General features: G+C 55.0%; 15 protein-coding genes. 8 read left to right on the forward strand and 7 right to left on the reverse strand.

Going from position 1 to position 18198, the window contains the following annotated elements; genetic code table 11:
- The first annotated feature begins 3 nt into the window (after positions 1–3).
- The 7 genes from fkpB (at position 4) to folA (ending at position 9449) form a co-directional block, all read left to right on the forward strand.
- Positions 4–474, forward strand: a complete 471-nt coding sequence (gene fkpB, locus ACYAC5_RS03350; protein WP_101762146.1) for an FKBP-type peptidyl-prolyl cis-trans isomerase — start codon at positions 4–6, stop codon at positions 472–474.
- Positions 455–1408 carry a 4-hydroxy-3-methylbut-2-enyl diphosphate reductase gene (gene ispH / locus ACYAC5_RS03355; protein ID WP_064737614.1) on the forward strand — a complete coding sequence of 318 codons (954 nt, stop codon included), beginning with the start codon at positions 455–457 and terminating at the stop codon, positions 1406–1408. The genes fkpB and ispH overlap by 20 nt, the downstream gene beginning before the upstream one ends.
- Before the next feature lie 221 nt (positions 1409–1629).
- On the forward strand, positions 1630–2445 hold the full coding sequence (dapB, locus tag ACYAC5_RS03360) for a 4-hydroxy-tetrahydrodipicolinate reductase (protein ID WP_008108654.1): 816 nt from the start codon (positions 1630–1632) through the stop codon (positions 2443–2445).
- A 469-nt stretch (positions 2446–2914) separates the two neighbouring features.
- Positions 2915–4063 (forward strand): glutamine-hydrolyzing carbamoyl-phosphate synthase small subunit, encoded by a 1149-nt coding sequence (gene carA, locus ACYAC5_RS03365; RefSeq protein WP_309835968.1) that lies wholly within the window; start codon positions 2915–2917, stop codon positions 4061–4063.
- Positions 4064–4076: 13 nt separating this feature from the next.
- Positions 4077–7301, forward strand: coding sequence for a carbamoyl-phosphate synthase large subunit (gene carB / locus ACYAC5_RS03370; protein ID WP_101762143.1), 3225 nt, complete (start codon positions 4077–4079; stop codon positions 7299–7301).
- Positions 7302–7538: 237 nt separating this feature from the next.
- Positions 7539–8681 (forward strand): porin, encoded by a 1143-nt coding sequence (locus ACYAC5_RS03375; protein WP_101762142.1) that lies wholly within the window; start codon positions 7539–7541, stop codon positions 8679–8681.
- 285 nt (positions 8682–8966) lie between these two features.
- On the forward strand, positions 8967–9449 hold the full coding sequence (gene folA / locus ACYAC5_RS03380; RefSeq protein ID WP_101762141.1) for a type 3 dihydrofolate reductase: 483 nt from the start codon (positions 8967–8969) through the stop codon (positions 9447–9449).
- A gap of 53 nt (positions 9450–9502) precedes the next feature.
- Here the strand turns inward: folA and apaH are convergent, their stop codons facing one another.
- From apaH to lptD, 6 genes are read right to left on the reverse strand one after another with little or no spacing between them, the layout of a single operon-like run.
- Positions 9503–10372: a bis(5'-nucleosyl)-tetraphosphatase (symmetrical) ApaH gene (apaH, locus tag ACYAC5_RS03385; protein WP_110867508.1), complete on the reverse strand. Its 870-nt coding sequence runs from the start codon at positions 10370–10372 to the stop codon at positions 9503–9505.
- Between the two features lie 49 nt (positions 10373–10421).
- On the reverse strand, positions 10422–10799 hold the full coding sequence (apaG, locus tag ACYAC5_RS03390; protein WP_101762139.1) for a Co2+/Mg2+ efflux protein ApaG: 378 nt from the start codon (positions 10797–10799) through the stop codon (positions 10422–10424).
- Between the two features lie 4 nt (positions 10800–10803).
- A complete protein-coding gene (gene rsmA, locus ACYAC5_RS03395) occupies positions 10804–11628 on the reverse strand; it encodes a 16S rRNA (adenine(1518)-N(6)/adenine(1519)-N(6))-dimethyltransferase RsmA (protein WP_008108647.1) in 825 nt (274 codons plus the stop codon).
- On the reverse strand, positions 11621–12613 hold the full coding sequence (pdxA, locus tag ACYAC5_RS03400; RefSeq protein WP_462062404.1) for a 4-hydroxythreonine-4-phosphate dehydrogenase PdxA: 993 nt from the start codon (positions 12611–12613) through the stop codon (positions 11621–11623). The genes rsmA and pdxA overlap by 8 nt, the downstream gene beginning before the upstream one ends.
- On the reverse strand, positions 12603–13898 hold the full coding sequence (gene surA / locus ACYAC5_RS03405; RefSeq protein WP_101762137.1) for a peptidylprolyl isomerase SurA: 1296 nt from the start codon (positions 13896–13898) through the stop codon (positions 12603–12605). The genes pdxA and surA overlap by 11 nt, the downstream gene beginning before the upstream one ends.
- A 54-nt stretch (positions 13899–13952) precedes the next feature.
- A complete protein-coding gene (gene lptD / locus ACYAC5_RS03410) occupies positions 13953–16322 on the reverse strand; it encodes an LPS assembly protein LptD (RefSeq protein ID WP_225614463.1) in 2370 nt (789 codons plus the stop codon).
- A gap of 182 nt (positions 16323–16504) precedes the next feature.
- Between lptD and djlA the strand changes: the two genes are divergently transcribed.
- The gene (gene djlA / locus ACYAC5_RS03415; RefSeq protein ID WP_462062407.1) at positions 16505–17317 is read left to right on the forward strand and encodes a co-chaperone DjlA; all 813 of its coding nucleotides are present in this window, start codon (positions 16505–16507) and stop codon (positions 17315–17317) included.
- Between the two features lie 220 nt (positions 17318–17537).
- Here djlA and rluA read toward each other — a convergent pair whose 3' ends face one another.
- Positions 17538–18197, reverse strand: a complete 660-nt coding sequence (rluA, locus tag ACYAC5_RS03420) for a bifunctional tRNA pseudouridine(32) synthase/23S rRNA pseudouridine(746) synthase RluA (protein ID WP_137385141.1) — start codon at positions 18195–18197, stop codon at positions 17538–17540.
- Position 18198 lies beyond the last annotated feature (1 nt).

Consider the following 18198-nt stretch of genomic DNA (forward strand, 5'->3'; position numbering starts at 1 on the left):
CTGATGACAGACTTAGTTCAGCGCGATAGCGCGTTGCTGGTGCATTTTACGCTGAAGCTGGAGGATGGCTCGACGGCCGAATCCACGCGCGCCAACGGCAAACCTGCGCTGTTCCGTCTGGGTGATGGCAGCCTGTCGGGTGCGCTGGAACAGCAGCTACTCGGGCGTAAAGTGGGCGACAAGCACGCATTTACGCTGGAGCCGGAAGATGCGTTTGGCGGCACCAGCCCGGATCTGGTTCAGTACTTCTCACGTCGTGACTTTAACGATGCGGGCGAGCCGGAAGTGGGTGCCATCATGCTGTTCAGCGGCCGCGGCGGCAGCGAAATGCCTGGCGTGATCCGTGAAGTTTCCGGTGACTCGATCACCGTAGACTTCAACCATCCGCTGGCGGGCCAGCGCATTCAGTTTGACATTGAAGTGCTGGAGATTGATCCGGCGCTGGAGGCCAACGATGCAAATCCTGTTAGCTAACCCACGCGGTTTTTGCGCAGGCGTTGATCGCGCCATCAGCATCGTTGAGCGCGCGCTGGAGATGTACGGCGCGCCCATCTACGTGCGTCACGAAGTGGTGCATAACCGCTACGTGGTGAGTAGCTTACGCGAACGTGGGGCGATCTTCATTGAAGAGATCGCTGAAGTGCCGGATAACGCCATTCTGATCTTCTCCGCGCACGGCGTATCGCAAGCGGTTCGCGCCGAAGCCAAAGCGCGTAACCTCACCATGCTGTTTGATGCGACCTGTCCGCTGGTGACCAAAGTGCATATGGAAGTGGCGCGCGCTAGCCGTAAAGGTGTTGAAGCGATTCTTATTGGTCACGCGGGGCATCCGGAAGTGGAAGGCACCATGGGCCAGTACAGCAATCCTAACGGCGGCATGTATCTGGTGGAATCGCCGGAAGATGTGTTCAAGCTGAACGTCAAAGATGAGAGCAACCTGTGCTTTATGACGCAGACCACACTTTCAGTCGATGATACTTCGGACGTGATTGATGCACTGCGTCAGCGCTTCCCGGCGATTATCGGTCCACGTAAAGATGACATCTGCTACGCCACCACCAACCGTCAGGAAGCGGTACGCGTCTTAGCGCGTGATGCTGAAGTGGTGCTGGTAGTGGGATCGAAAAACTCCTCTAACTCGAACCGTCTGGCCGAACTGGCGCAGCGTGCTGGTAAGCTGGCGAAGCTGATTGATTCGGCTGATGACATCCAGGAAGAGTGGGTCAAAGACAAGCAGGTCATCGGCGTAACAGCGGGCGCTTCTGCTCCTGATATTCTGGTGCAACAGGTGATTCAACGTCTGCGTGAGCTCGGCGGTGAAGCGGCGATTGAGCTGATTGGCCGTGAAGAGAACATCGTGTTTGAAGTGCCAAAAGAGCTGCGCGTCGACGTGCGAAACGTGCAGTAAGCGGTTTACACCGCAGTAAAATCAGGCCGACATTGTTCGGCCTTTTCTTTGCCTGTCGCTGTAGAAAATCCTGCTTCCAGCATGCGGGATTGCTTTTACTGATAATGTTTCGCGGCTGGCATAAAATTCTTATATCCCTTTATTGTTGTGGCGTGACTGTTATCTGACCGTTAACCTGTTTACGCTTTACATGCATAGATTTGTATCAGGAATGAATAATTATGAGTGAAATCCGCATTGCTATCGTTGGTGCGCCGGGTCGCATGGGACGCAATTTGATTCAGGCCGTACAGCAGGCGGAAGGTGTTGCGTTAGGCGCAGCACTGGCGCGTAGCGGTTCGTCATTGCTGGGCGTAGATGCTGGCGAACTGGCGGGCATCGGCAAAACGGGCGTGATCGTCTCTGACGACCTGCAAAAGGTGGTTAACGACTTCGATGTCCTGATCGATTTCACCCGTCCGGAAGGCACGCTGGAGTATCTGGCGTTTTGCCGACAGCACAACAAAGCGATGGTGATCGGTACCACCGGTTTTGATGAAGCCGGTAAAGCGGCGATTCGCGCGGCTGCTGAAGAGATTGGCATCGTGTTTGCCGCTAACTTCAGCGTGGGCGTCAACTTGGTGCTGAATCTGCTGCAGCAGGCAGCGAAGGTGATGGGCGACTACGCGGACATTGAAATCGTTGAAGCGCACCATCGTCACAAAGTTGATGCACCATCAGGTACTGCGCTGGCGATGGGCGAAGCGATTGCCGATGCCATGAAGTGGAATCTGGATGAGCACGCGGTGTATGCCCGTGAAGGTCATACCGGTGAGCGTAAAGCGCAAACCATCGGATTTGCTACCGTGCGCGCTGGTGATATCGTCGGCGAACACACCGCGATGTTTGCAGATATTGGTGAGCGCGTAGAGATTACCCACAAGGCTTCCAGCCGTATGACCTTTGCAAATGGTGCAGTTAAAGCGGCAAGCTGGTTAAAGAACAAGAAATCTGGCCTTTACGACATGCGTGATGTGCTGGATTTATCGATGTTGTGAGTGTTGTGAACCATCGTGATGTGGTTATTTCAATCGGTAAGACCTTGATTGACTAGGGCAATGTGATCATTGCCCTTTATTTTATCTGTAAATGACCATTTTGCTATATTATTGGTTCGAAGTGCTTATTTGTCGAAGTTGATGAGTGATTATCAGGCTTGCGATGGCTAATTTTGACCGTTTGGTCAAAAATTTATGCGCGCCAGCACCAGTTTGCCATTATCGCCGTCAGGCAACCGATTATTTTTCCGAGTTGTCTCACTCTTTTATCGCCTTTCACCGTTTTTAACATTCAGTTGCCCGAAATATACAAAAAAATAACCACATATTGTAGACAAGGTGCGGGGCGATCATTAGAATGCGCGCAATTTGCCAAAATTCGAGTACTCAGGCGGGTTTTGCATTGATTCTGGTACTCCTTTTGAATTAATATGCAAATATTGTGACTGTTTATTCCCTGGAGGATGTTTTGATTAAGTCAGCGCTCTTGGTTCTGGAAGACGGAACCCAATTCCACGGTCGGGCCATCGGGGCTACGGGGTCGGCAGTGGGGGAAGTTGTTTTCAACACTTCAATGACCGGTTATCAAGAAATCCTCACTGATCCTTCCTATTCCCGCCAAATCGTTACCCTCACTTATCCCCATATCGGCAATGTTGGCGTTAACGCCGCCGATGAAGAATCCAGCCAAATCCATGCTCAAGGCCTCGTTATTCGCGATCTGCCGCTGATTACCAGCAACTTCCGCAGCGAAGAAAGTCTGGCAGCTTACCTGCAGCGCAATAACATCGTTGGCATCGCCGATATCGACACGCGTAAACTGACCCGTTTGCTGCGCGAGAAGGGTGCACAGAGCGGCTGCATTATTGCGGGTGATAATCCGGATGCCGCACTGGCGCTGCAGAAAGCGCAGGCGTTCCCGGGCTTGAAAGGCATGGATCTGGCGAAAGAAGTGACCACCGCGGAAACCTACGCGTGGCAGCAAGGTAGCTGGACACTGGAAGGTGACCTGCCGGAGCAGAAAACGGCGGAAGAGCTGCCGTTCCATGTGGTGGCGTACGATTACGGCGCTAAGCGCAACATCCTGCGTATGCTGGTGGATCGCGGCTGCCGCCTGACGGTCGTGCCGGCGCAAACTTCGGCAGAAGAGGTTCTGGCACTTAATCCAGACGGTATTTTCCTGTCGAACGGTCCTGGCGACCCGGAGCCATGCGACTACGCCATTAACGCCATTCAGGCGTTCCTGAAAACCGATGTTCCGGTATTCGGTATCTGCCTTGGGCACCAGCTGTTAGCGCTGGCGAGCGGCGCCAAAACCATCAAGATGAAACTCGGCCACCACGGCGGCAACCATCCGGTGAAGGATCTTGATAACAACACCGTGATGATCACCGCACAGAACCACGGTTTTGCGGTTGATGACAGCCAATTACCGGCCAATCTGCGCGTGACGCATGTGTCGCTGTTCGACCAAACCGTGCAGGGCATTCATCGCACTGACAAACCGGCCTTCAGCTTCCAGGGACACCCGGAAGCGAGCCCAGGCCCGCACGATGCGGCGCCACTGTTCGATCACTTTATCGAACTGATCGAAGCATACCGTTCTAACGCGAAGTAATCAGGAGCCCACGATGCCAAAACGTACAGACATAAAATCCATCCTGATTCTTGGTGCTGGCCCGATCGTTATCGGCCAGGCATGTGAATTTGACTACTCCGGTGCGCAGGCGTGTAAAGCGCTGCGTGAAGAGGGCTACCGTGTCATTCTGGTGAACTCGAACCCGGCAACCATTATGACCGACCCGGAAATGGCCGATGCGACTTACATCGAGCCGATTCACTGGGAAGTGGTACGCAAGATTATCGAAAAAGAGCGTCCGGATGCGGTGCTGCCAACCATGGGCGGCCAGACAGCGCTGAACTGTGCGCTGGAGCTGGAGCGTCAGGGCGTGCTGGCTGAGTTCGGCGTTACCATGATTGGTGCAACTGCCGATGCCATTGATAAAGCCGAAGATCGTCGTCGCTTCGACGTGGCGATGAAGAGCATTGGTCTGGGCACCGCACGTTCCGGTATCGCGCATACCATGGAAGAAGCGCTGGCGGTGGCCGAAGACGTTGGCTTCCCGTGCATCATCCGCCCTTCCTTTACGATGGGCGGCACTGGCGGCGGTATCGCCTATAACCGCGAAGAGTTCGAAGAGATTTGCGAACGCGGTCTGGACTTGTCGCCAACCAATGAGCTGCTGATTGATGAGTCGCTGATTGGCTGGAAAGAGTACGAGATGGAAGTGGTACGCGATAAAAACGACAACTGTATCATCGTCTGCTCGATCGAAAACTTCGATGCAATGGGCATCCACACCGGTGACTCTATCACCGTGGCGCCCGCGCAAACTCTGACCGACAAAGAGTATCAAATCATGCGTAACGCCTCGCTGGCGGTACTGCGTGAAATCGGTGTCGAAACCGGTGGTTCGAACGTGCAGTTCTCGGTGAATCCGAAAGATGGCCGTATGATCGTCATCGAAATGAACCCGCGCGTATCGCGTTCGTCAGCGCTGGCTTCAAAAGCGACCGGCTTCCCGATTGCCAAAGTGGCGGCGAAACTGGCGGTGGGCTTTACCCTTGATGAGCTGATGAACGACATCACCGGCGGCTTAACGCCTGCGTCGTTCGAACCCTCTATCGACTACGTTGTTACCAAGATTCCTCGCTTCAACTTCGAGAAGTTCGCCGGTGCCAACGATCGTCTGACCACGCAGATGAAATCGGTCGGTGAAGTGATGGCGATTGGCCGCACCTTCCAGGAATCGATGCAGAAAGCGCTGCGCGGTCTGGAAGTCGGTGCCAACGGTTTCGACCCGAAAGTCAGCCTCGACGATCCAGAAGCGTTAACGCGCATTCGCCGCGAACTGAAAGATGCCGGTTCTGACCGTATCTGGTACATCGCCGATGCGTTCCGCGCCGGCATGTCAGTTGATGGTGTGTTCAACCTCACCAACATTGATCGCTGGTTCCTGGTGCAGATTGAAGAGCTGGTGCGTCTGGAAGAGCAGGTTGAACGCGAAGGTGTGAACTCGCTGAACGCGGAGTTCCTGCGCGCGCTGAAGCGTAAAGGCTTTGCTGATGTCCGTCTGGCCGCGCTGGCGGGCGTATCTGAAGGCGAAATCCGTAAGCTGCGTCAGCAATTTAACCTGCATCCGGTTTATAAACGCGTTGATACCTGCGCGGCTGAATTCGCCACCGACACCGCCTATATGTACTCAACTTACGAGGAAGAGTGCGAAGCCAATCCAAACCAGGATCGTGAAAAAATCATGATTCTGGGCGGCGGTCCAAACCGTATCGGCCAGGGCATCGAGTTTGATTACTGCTGCGTGCATGCGGCGCTGGCGCTGCGTGAAGACGGTTACGAGACCATCATGGTCAACTGTAACCCGGAAACCGTCTCAACCGACTACGACACCTCGGATCGCCTGTACTTCGAGCCGGTCACGCTGGAAGATGTGCTGGAAATCGTGCGTATCGAGAAGCCGAAAGGCGTCATCGTACAGTACGGCGGCCAGACGCCGCTGAAACTGGCACGCGCGCTGGAAGCGGCTGGCGTGCCGGTGATTGGTACCAGCCCGGACTCGATTGACCGTGCAGAAGACCGTGAGCGTTTCCAGCAGGCGGTTGATCGCCTGAGCCTGAAGCAGCCGGCTAACGCCACCGTTGCCACGCTGGAACAGGCCGTTGAGAAAGCGGCTGGGATCGGTTATCCGCTGGTGGTGCGTCCTTCTTATGTGCTGGGCGGCCGCGCGATGGAGATCGTTTACGACGAAATCGACCTGAAGCGTTACTTCCAGACCGCTGTATCGGTGTCTAACGATGCGCCAGTGCTGCTGGATCGCTTCCTCGACGACGCGGTTGAAGTGGATGTCGATGCGATTTGCGACGGCGAGCGCGTGCTGATTGGCGGCATCATGGAGCACATCGAGCAGGCGGGCGTGCACTCCGGTGACTCCGCGTGTTCACTGCCGGCCTACACGCTGAGCACTGAAATCCAGAACGTGATGCGTCAGCAGGTGGAAAAACTGGCCTTCGAGCTGAACGTACGTGGCCTGATGAACGTGCAGTTCGCGGTGAAGGACAATGAAGTTTACCTGATTGAGGTGAATCCACGTGCCGCGCGTACCGTGCCGTTCGTGTCGAAAGCCACTGGCGTGGCGCTGGCGAAGGTTGCCGCGCGCGTGATGGCAGGTAAAACGCTGGCTGAGCAGGGCGTCACTAAAGAAGTGATTCCACCGTATTACTCGGTGAAAGAAGTGGTGCTGCCGTTCAACAAGTTCCCAGGCGTTGACCCGATTCTCGGCCCAGAGATGCGCTCTACCGGTGAAGTGATGGGCGTCGGTCGCACCTTCGCTGAAGCCTTCGCCAAAGCGATGCTGGGTGCCCAGAGCAACATGAAGAAAACCGGTCGCGCGTTGCTGTCAGTGCGTGAAGGCGATAAGAAACGTATCGTCGACCTGGCGGCAAAACTGCAGAAGTTTGGTTTCGAGCTGGATGCGACACACGGTACCGCAGTGGTGCTGGGCGAAGCGGGCATCAATCCACGTCTGGTAAACAAGGTGCATGAAGGTCGTCCGCACATTCAGGATCGCCTGAAGAATGGCGAATATACCTACATCGTCAACACCACGGCGGGACGTCAGGCGATTGAAGACTCCAAGCTGATTCGTCGTAGCGCGCTGCAGTACAAAGTGCATTACGACACCACGCTGAACGGCGGTTTTGCCACAGCGATGGCGCTGAACGCGGATCCGACAGAGCAGGTAATTTCGGTGCAGGAAATGCACGCGCAAATTAAAGGCTGATTCCAATTGGCTACCCATTAACGGCTCCTGCGGGGGCCGTTTTTTTATCCTTTTACCAATGCCCGCATTTCCTTATCTGTAAAAATCCTATTGATTTGACATATGTTTTATCAGTTGATGCGGAAAGCGTTACACCTCGGAATATCCGCACAAAATTATAAATAAGATCCCAGTTAGCGCACCGTACTATTTCGCTCGCTCACCAATAGAGCGCTCACCTTAACTGGGATATAAAAAATGCAAATGCGTGCTTTCACTCTCAGCGCTATTGCTGCGTTACTCGCAGCGGCGCCACTCGCCAGCCAGGCGGAAATTACTTTACTCAAGCAGGATCCACAGGCGGGCGATGCGCTAAGCCGTCTCGACTTCAAAGTGGGCGGCAGTATTCGTCCGCAGTTCCAACATCAGAATGGCGTGAACGACAAATCGTACAAACGTAATGGCTACGACGGTGGCTCACGCTTTCGCTTCAGCGCCAATTATTACCTGTTTGACGACGTAAGCTGGGTCGGTTACTACGAGCTGGGCGTTAACTTCCCGGCCTGGTGGGGTTGGGACAATCATCATGCAGATGGTGCGAATAACACCTCGCGCCGCCAACTTTATACTGGCTTCAAAAGCGCCACCTTGGGTGAGCTCTACTTTGGTCAGCAGAACAGCGTTTACTACGATGTCGTAGGAGCGAAGACCGATATCTGGGATTACGATATGCTGGCGCAGGCGCCGGGCAACGGCATCAATGGTGATTACGATGGGTCTTACCGTTCGCGCAAAATGCTGAAGTACAAAAATACCTTCGGCGATGCGGATGTGTATGCGTCGTACCTGTTTGAAGATAATGAGTTCCTGCCAGGCAACGGCCTGCGTTACAAGCGTAAAGGCGGCGGCTCGCTGGGTGTGAACTACCACATCACCAAAGACCTGGCGTGGGGAACCGCGTGGAACTACACCCGCGCCGATATCCGCAATCCAGGCAATGGCGACAGCAAACGCTATGACCAGAATATCTACGGTACCGCTCTGAGCTGGACGCCGGATAACTGGACGCTGTCAGCCGGAGCGGGTTGGTATGAGAACTTCTCCCCAACCAAACGTAATACCGTTAACAATTACTTCGCGGATGACGCGTGGGGCATCGAATACTTTGCCGGCTACAAATTCCCAATTGGCCAGTATGCGGTGAAATCTATTCAGCCTTACTTCATGGGCGACCGTCTGGAGTTCGTCAACGGACGTGACTACAAACGTATTGATAACGGCGTTGGCGTGAGTGCTCAGCTGGATTACGGCTTCCGTGTCGACTACGAATATGTCATCACCTCCAGCACCGACAAGTCACTGGGCAACGTGAACCTGGTGCGTCTACGCTACGATTTCTAAAGCGTTTCAACGGCTCCAGCGGGAGCCGTTTTCTTTTTTTGCACAGAGTGCGCTTTTCTTTACACTGCGATACCAATAACGCGACGTTTCGCGCCGAGTTGTGCCGCCTCGTCAGCAATTTCTGGCTCCTCGCCCCGCAATTGCCGGGAAAGTCGGTGTAAAACTCTGTCCAATAACAAAAGTGCGGTGGCATCGGAGCTTTACGCAAATAGCGGGGGCGGCCTATCGACGAAAGTTTCGCCTTTACGTATGATGGCGCCAATTTTTTCCAGTAGGTCTTTTAACATGATTAGTCTGATCGCGGCACTGGCAGCGGATCGCATTATTGGTATGGAAAACGCCATGCCATGGAACCTGCCAGCAGATTTGGCATGGTTCAAACGTAATACCTTGAATAAGCCGGTGATTATGGGTCGTCTGACCTTTGAATCGATTGGCCGCCCGCTTCCTGGACGCCTGAACATTGTGGTCAGCAGCCAGCCGGGCAACCACGAAGGCGTTACCTGGGTGACATCGCTGGAAGAGGCGGTAAAAGCGGCGGGTGATGTCGAAGAGATGATGGTGATTGGTGGTGGACGCGTTTACGAGCAGATGCTGGCTCGCGCGGATCGCCTCTACCTGACCCATATCGATGCGGAAGTGGAAGGGGATACGCAGTTCCCGGATTACGAACCGGACGAGTGGCAGTCAACCTTCAGCGAATTCCATGACGCCGATGAGCAGAACTCGCACAGCTACTGCTTCGAGATCCTGGATCGCCGCAAGTAACGTTGCCAGTGATGGCGACCCATAAAAAATCCCGCTTATGCGGGGTTTTTTATTTACGGCGTATCACTTAACGGTGGATGCGCACTCACCGCGCTTTCGGCCATTGCCTGTTCGCGATTGGATGCCTGTACGTAATACTGTTTGGTTTCCCAATGCAGCAGCGTCAATGTTCCACCCCAGCAGCAGCCGGTATCCAGACCAATCACATGTTCCGGTGTGCCTTTACCTTCCAGCGATGCCCAGTGACCAAAGATCTGCGTATAGTCGCTGTCGATTTTGCCCGGCACCTTAAACCACGGTTTGAGCGGCGGCGGCGCTGATTCAGGCGACTCTTTGCAGATCATATCCAGCTGGCCATTCGGGAAGCAGAAGCGCATGCGCGTCAGCGCATTGGTGCTAAAGCGCAGTCGCGCCAGGCCGCTGAGCTCCGGCGTCCAGTTGTTTGGCATGTCGCCATACATCGCATCCAGAAACAGCGGATAGCTGTCGCTGGAGAGCACCGCTTCCACTTCACGCGCGCACAGCTGCGCCGTCTCTAAATCCCATTGCGGCGTAATGCCCGCATGCGCCATCAACAGCTTCTTCTCTTCATCTACCTGCAACAGTGGCTGACGACGTAACCAGTTAATCAACTCATCGGCATCATCGGCTTCCAGCAGCGGCGTCAGGCGATCTTTCGGCTTGTTACGGCTGATACCGGCATACACCGCCAGTAAATGCAGGTCGTGATTACCCAGCACCAGGCGCACGCAATTTCCCAGCGATTTTACATAGCGCAGCACATCGAGCGAACCGGGGCCGCGCGCCACCAAATCGCCGGTAAGCCATAAGGTGTCCTGCTGCGGATCGAAGTCAACCTGCGCCAGCAGCGCACGAAGCTCGTCATAACAGCCATGAACATCGCCAATCAGGTATGTACTCATTGTCAGTCCGATTAAAACGCGCCGCCCGGACGGGCCGGGCGGAGGAGGATTAGTGAATGTGGGTTTGCACCGCGAGTCGGAACACCGGAATCTCGACGTGGAACTCTTCGCCCGCATCGTCGATCATCACATAGTGGCCTTGCATGGTGCCCATCGGCGTCTCCAGAATCGCGCCGCTGGTGTACTGATACTCGCCGCCGGCCGCAATGTGCGGCTGTTCGCCGACCACGCCTTCACCTTGCACTTCAGTCTCGCGACCGTTGCCGTTGGTGATCAGCCAATAGCGGCTACGCAGCTGGACGTTGCTGCGCCCCAAATTGCGAATGGTGATGGTGTAGGCAAACACGTAGCGATCCTCGTCGGGCAAGGATTGCGACTCCACATACTGACTATGCACATGGATACAGACGCGGGCCAAATCACTCATGCACTCAACTCTCCGGAGTTTCAGCCTGATGCTTGCTCAACCAGTTTGCCAGTTGGCAATATTGCGCCACAGAGACGTTCTCTGCACGCAGCGAGGCATCGATTTCTAATTGATCCAGCGCACCAGCCGCAAACATATGAGCAAGGCTGTTGCGCAGCGTTTTACGGCGTTTACCAAAGGCTTCCGTGGTGATACGGCTCAGCAGACGAATATCGCTGACCGGATACTGTGGCTGCATGTACGGCACTAAACGCACCACGGCCGATTCCACTTTCGGTGCCGGCGTGAAGGATTCTGGTGGCACTTCGAGCACAGGAATAACCTGGCAATAGTACTGCGCCATCACGCTCAAACGACCGTAAGCTTTGCTGCCCGGACCGGCGACTAAACGATTCACCACTTCTTTCTGCAGCATGAAGTGCATATCTTTAATCGAACCAGTATAGCTGAAAAGGTGGAACATCAGCGGCGTCGAGATGTTGTACGGCAGGTTGCCGAACACGCGCAGCGGCTGGCCTTTCTCTTGCGCCAGCGCAGAGAAATCAAAGGTCATCGCATCCTGCTGGAAAATGGTCAGCTTAGGACCGAGGAACGGGTGCGTTTGCAGACGCGCAGCAAGGTCGCGGTCCAGCTCGACCACGGTCAGCTCATCCAGACGTTCGCCTACCGGCTCGGTTAATGCACCCAAGCCGGGGCCGATTTCCACGATAGCTTCACCTTTTTGCGGGTGAATGGCGGAGACAATGCTATCGATAATGTACTGATCGTTCAGGAAGTTCTGCCCGAAACGTTTACGGGCGTAATGCCCCTGATGGACGCGATTATTCATTACTGCTCTTGATCATAGTGATGGCGAGATTAAGCGCCGTGATAAAGCTGCCCGGTTCTGCCTGACCGAGACCGGCTAATTCAAGCGCGGTGCCGTGATCGACAGAAGTCCGGATAAAGGGCAGGCCAAGTGTGATATTCACCGCGCGGCCAAACCCCTGAAATTTTAGCACCGGCAAGCCCTGGTCGTGATACATCGCCAGAACCGCATCGGCATGTTGCAGGTATTTCGGCTGGAACAGCGTATCGGCTGGCAGAGGTCCGGTAAGTTGGATGCCTTGCTGGCGCAGTTCGTTGAGGGCCGGAATGATAGTATCAATCTCTTCGCGGCCCATATGGCCGCTCTCGCCGGCATGCGGATTAAGGCCGCAGACGAAAATATGAGGATGCGGTAAACCAAACTTCTGTAGCAGATCCCGATGCAGAATGGTGATCACTTCATGCAGCGTGTCGCGGGTAATTGCGGCAGAAACATCTTTCAGCGGCAGATGTGTGGTAGCCAATGCCACACGCAACTCTTCTGTTGCCAGCATCATCACCACTACATCGCCACCGGCGCGATCGGCAAAAAATTCGGTATGACCGGTAAACGGAATGCCCGCATCGTTGATCACGCCTTTGTGCACCGGACCGGTAATCAGCGCGGCAAATTCGCCGTTCAGACAACCGTCACAGGCGCGCATCAGGGTTTCCAGCACGTAGTGACTGTTTGCGACGCAGAGTTCTCCGGCGGTCACTGGCTGAGCGGTATCGACCTGCAGCAGCGTAAGCGTGCCGGCCTGCTGCGGTTGTGCCGCAACGCCAGGTTGATAGTCACGCAGCGTTAGCGGCAAACCCAATAAAGCAGCGCGACGGCGCAAAAGCTCGCCGTCGCAGCAGACCACCAATTCAACCGGCCAGTTTTGCTGCGCCAGTTGCAGGGTGAGGTCGGGACCAATCCCGGCGGGTTCGCCGGGCGTGATCACCACACGATAATTACTGACCATTGTTATCCAGAATTTTCACGTAAGCACTGGCGCGCTGTTCCTGCATCCAGGTTTGCGCTTCTTCCGCGAATTTACGGTTGAACAGCATGCGATAGGCGCGCTCTTTCTGCGCGGCATCGGTCTTATCAACCTGACGCGTATCCAGCAACTGAATCAAGTGCCAGCCAAATGAGGAGTGAACCGGCTGGCTGACCTGGCCTTTCTGCAACTTCAGCAATGCATCGCGGAATGCCGGATCGTAAATCTCTGGAGATGCCCAGCCGAGATCGCCGCCCTGGTTAGCCGAACCCGGATCGTCGGAGAACTGTTTGGCCGCTGCGGCGAAGGTGGTTTTACCGCTTTTAATATCCGCTGCAATCTGTTCGATTTTGGCCTGCGCCTGAGCGTCGGTCAGGATCGGTGAAGGCTTCAGCAGAATGTGACGCGCATGCACCTCAGTCACAGAGATGCTTTTGCTTTCGCCACGCAGGTCGTTCACCTTCAGGATGTGGAAACCAACACCTGAACGGATTGGACCGACGATATCGCCTTTCTTCGCGGTGCTCAGCGCCTGCGAGAACAGCGTTGGCAGCTCTTCGATTTTGCCCCAACCCATGTTGCCGCCTTTCAGCGCCTGCGGATCGGCTGAGTAAGTCACGGCCAGCTTGCCGAAGTCGGCACCGCCTTTCAGCTGAGCAACCAGTTGGCGCGCCAGCGTTTCCTGATCGTCAACCTGCTGCTGCGTCGGGTTTTCTGACAGCGGCAGCAGAATCTGGCTGATATTCAGCTCAGTACCTTGCGTGTTCTGCGCACCCACCTGCGTAGCCAGCGTATCCACTTCCTGCGGCAGGATAGTGACGCGGCGACGCACTTCGTTGTTACGCACTTCTGAAATCAGCATCTCTTTGCGGATCTGCGCACGGTAATCGTTGTAGTTCATGCCGTCGTAGGCCAGACGGCTACGCAGCTGATCGAGGCTCATGCGGTTTTGGGCGGCAATGTTCTGAATTGCCTGATCCAGCTGCTGATCGGTAATCTGCACGCCCGCTCTTTCACCCATTTGCAGAATGATGGCATCCATGACCTGGCGTTCAAGGATCTGATGACGCAAGGTTTTGTCATCAGGGAGTTGCTGGTTTGCCTGCTGCGCCTGTGATTTCACGGTGCGCATCATGTTATCAACGTCACTTTCCAGTACCACGCCGTTGTTCACGACTGCGGCAACTTTATCAACCACTTGTGGGGCTGCGAACGCAGTGTTAGCGGTAATCGCTACACCAAGAATCAGCATTCTCCAGTTCTTCATACTTTATCCATTGTTGTTTCCGCACTGCGGGAGAGCCTGTCAAACATCACAACATCAGAAAGCGCGCTGGTAAGGGATGATGCCCTGACGCAGCATTTCGTTGGTGCCTAAGCCATAGTTAGAACTCAGACCACGCAGCTCAATGTTGAATGAGATTTGGTTGTCATACTTACTGTCGTTGTTTTCCCAACCGTTGATCTTGCGTTCGTAACCCAGACGAATGGCATAGCAGCACGAGCTGTACTGCAGGCCGACCAGCTGTTCAGCCGGACGACTGTTGCGGGTATCGTAGTAATAACCGCCCACCAGTGACCAGGCATCCGCAATCGGCCAGCTGGCAGTGCCGCCCACCTGTGAAATCCCGTTTTTGTAGATCGGGTTAGTCACCAGGCTTGAGTTATTCAGCGCCTGCGCCACATATTCCGGGCTGCTGTAGCGATAGCTCAGCTGCACCATACGATCGGCATCCTGACGATACTCAACTACCGCATTGCCCTGCGCGACGTTATCGAGGCGGGTGTCATATTGCAGACCGCCACGCGCCCCCCAGCGATCGCTGATTTTCCAGTACGTGTCGCCGGCCCAAACGAGGCTGCCGGTGTCATCTTCCTGGTTCGTCTGGTTTACGCCGGTACGAGACGGGGTAAACGAGTAGATTTGACCCACAGAAACGTTAAAACGTTCAACCAGATCGTTATCATAAATACGCGTGGTTACGCCGGTCGCCACTTCATTTGCTGAAGCGATGCGATCCAGGCCGCTATAGGTACGATCGCGGAACAGGCCGGTGTAGTCGGTTTGCAGCAACGTCGAGTCGTACGGATAGATATTGCTCTGGTTACGATAGGGGACGTAAAGGTACTGAACACGCGGTTCCAGCGTTTGCGTATAGCCTGGTTCCCAGTCCATATCGCGGTCAAACACCAGGCGGCCATCCACTTTGAACTGGGGCAGCGTGCGGTTGACCGAGTTTTCCAGCTGATTATCACGAGCGGTATTAACCGAGGTGTTGTAATACTCAACGTCATCCTGCTGATAATGGGTTGCCAGGAATTTCGCTTCGGTATCGAGACTCGCCCAGCCGTTAGACAGCGGCAAATTCAACGTTGGCTCAACATGCAGACGCGTGGTTTCAGGCATCTGGCTATTGACGTTGGTAAATTTCACCGCCTGCGCAAAGATTCGACCATCAAACGGTCCCATATCGTTCTGATAGAAGTTCAGATCGAGCTGCGGCATCGCACGATAGACGTTGCTGTTGCTGGTGTTACCAAACACCTGGAAGTCTTTGGTCGACAGCGTCGCGTCCCAGTTGGTATCCGCGTAGCCAAGGCTGAATTTCTGCGTGGCGTAACCATCGGTGGAGCTGTAGTACTTCGACTCAAGATCGTTGAAGTAATAGGGATCGCTTACTTTGGTGTAGTCAGCGTTGAAGCGCCAGTGCTGGTCGTATACACCCGAATGGCGCCAGTAGAACAGCCAGCGATCGGAGCTATCGTCCTGCGCGATACCACGCACTGCTTTGTCATTGTCGTACTGCTTATCTGACTGCAGATAATCCAGCTCCATCAAGCCTGCGCCAAACACCGTCAAATAGCGGAATTCGTTCTGCAGCTGCAGACCGCGTTTTTCCATATAGTGCGGCGTGATGGTGGCATCGGCCTGCGGCGCGATGTTCCAGTAATACGGCAGCATGAATTCGAAGCCGTTATTACTGCCGTATTTCGCATTCGGGATCAGGAAACCGGAGCGGCGGCGATCGCCAATCGGTAGCTGTAAATAAGGGCTATAAAAGACCGGCACATTGCCGAGCTTAAAGCGGGCGTTCCAGATTTCCGCGACTTCTTCTTCGCGGTCCTGAATCACTTCGGAACCGACCACGCTCCAGCTGTTGGAACCCGGCAAACAAGAGGTAAAGCTGCCGTTTTCCAGAATGGTGTAGCGATTGTTACCGCGCAGTTTCATCTGATCGGCATCGCCGCGGCCCTGACGGCCAACCATCTGATAATCACCGTTCCACACGTTGGTGTCTTTGGTGTTCAGATTTGACCAGGCTTTCGGACCTTTGAGGATGACCTGATTGTCGTCATAGTGCACATTACCCAGCGCATCCACGGTACGAACCGGCGTGGTTTGGCCTTCCTGCTGACGTTGATGCAGCTGCACTTCGTCGGAACGCAGGCGGCTATTGCCTTGCTGCACATCGACGTTACCGGTGAACACCGCATCATCCGGATAGTTGCCTTTGGCGGAATCAGAATGGATGGTGACCGGCAGCGAGTTGGTGTCGCCATTGACCAGCGGGCGGTTGTAACTCGGCACGCCCAGCATGCACTGCGACATCAGATCGTCGGCGAGTGATGACTGGCTATAAAGCGCTGCACCAATCATGGTAGCCAGCAAGGTAGGTATACGTTTTTTCATACGCGGTTTCGATAATTCCATGAAAACTGGCATCATGCCGACAATCCGGTCAGAGACTAACTTACTGCCCGGCGTTGCGCCAGTGTTAATCCTTGTCTGTCCGCGTTGCCGTTAGGCGCTGAGATAAATGACAGGTATGATAATGCAATTTTCAGCCGCAAGCATGGCGAATTGAGGAGTTTATGCGCTACTGGGGAAAAGTAATTGGTCTGGCGCTCGGGATATTTTCCGGGGCAGGCTTTTGGGGCATTGTACTGGGTCTGATCATTGGTCACATGTTTGACAAAGTGCGCAGCGTAAAAGGACAGGGCTATTTCGCCAATAACCAGGCGCGTCAGACGCTGTTTTTCAGTACCACATTCCAGGTGATGGGCCATTTGACCAAATCAAAAGGGCGCGTCACCGAAGCGGATATCCAGATTGCTTCCTTATTTATGGATCGCATGCAGCTGCATGGCGATGCGCGCACTGCCGCGCAGCGTGCGTTCCGTGAAGGTAAACAGAGCGACTATCCGCTGCGCAGTAAACTGCGCGAGCTGCGCAGCGCCTGCTTTGGCCGGTTTGATCTGATTCGGATGTTTCTGGAAATCCAAATCCAGGCTGCCTTCGCCGATGGTTCACTGCATCCCAACGAACGTCAGGTGCTGTATGTGATTGCCGAAGAGCTGGGTATTTCACGCGCACAGTTCGCTCAGTTCCTGCGCATGATGGAAGGCGGTCAGCAGTTTGGTGGCGGCGGTTCTTCCCGCGGCGGCGCCTATCAGCAGGCGCAACGCGGTCCTACGCTGGAAGATGCCTGCAGCGTGCTGGGCGTGAAAAGCAGCGATGATGGCACCACCATCAAGCGCGCCTACCGTAAGCTGATGAGTGAACATCATCCAGACAAGCTGGTGGCGAAAGGTTTACCGCCGGAAATGATGGAGATGGCGAAGCAGAAAGCGCAGGAGATTCAGGCGGCTTACGATCTGATTCGTAAGGAGAAGGGGTTTAAATAATTTTATTGCTGTCCCCCATCCCGGCCTTCCCCCGCAAACGGGGGAAGGAGATACTGCCCCATGCAGCTTCATTACTGAAATGTGGCAGCATCTTCCTCCCCCATCCATGGGGGAGGACCGAGGAGGGGGACTGCAAGCACGGACCGAGGTGGGGGGCAGCAAGCACGGAACGAGGAGGGGGACTGCAAGCACGGACCGAGGAGGGGCAGCATCTCCAACACTAAAATCCCGCCGGCTGCCTGAACGTCATGCTATTGCCAAACGCCGGATGGGTGATCGTCAGCGACTCCGCATGCAACTGCAAACGCGGCGCCATCGCTAGCGCCTCATCATGTGCATAAAAGCGGTCGCCAAGAATCGGATGCCCCAGCGCCAGCAGATGCACACGCAGCTGGTGTGAGCGTCCGGTAATTGGCTTAAGCTTGACGCGCGCACTGTTCGTGGCTTCATACTCCAGCACCTGATACTCGGTCTGCGCCGCTTTACCGTTTTCGAAACACACCATCTGCTTCGGCCGATTCGGCCAGTCGCAAATCAGCGGCAGATCGATCAAACCCTCTTCTGCCGCCGGATGGCCCCACACGCGCGCCACATAGTATTTAGAAGGCTCGCGCTCACGGAACTGGCGCTTGAGCTCACGCTCAGCCGCTTTATTCAGGGCCACGACGATCACGCCGCTGGTAGCCATATCGAGACGGTGCACCGATTCCGCCTGCGGGAAATCACGCTGGATGCGCGTCATCACGCTATCCTTGTGCTCTTCGAGACGGCCCGGCACCGACAGCAACCCGCTCGGTTTATTCACCACCATAATGTGCTCGTCCTGATACAGAATATGCAGCCAGGGTTCGAGCGGCGGGTTGTAAGCTTCCATCAGCATG

It is taken from the genome of Pantoea sp. y20, assembly GCF_054903455.1.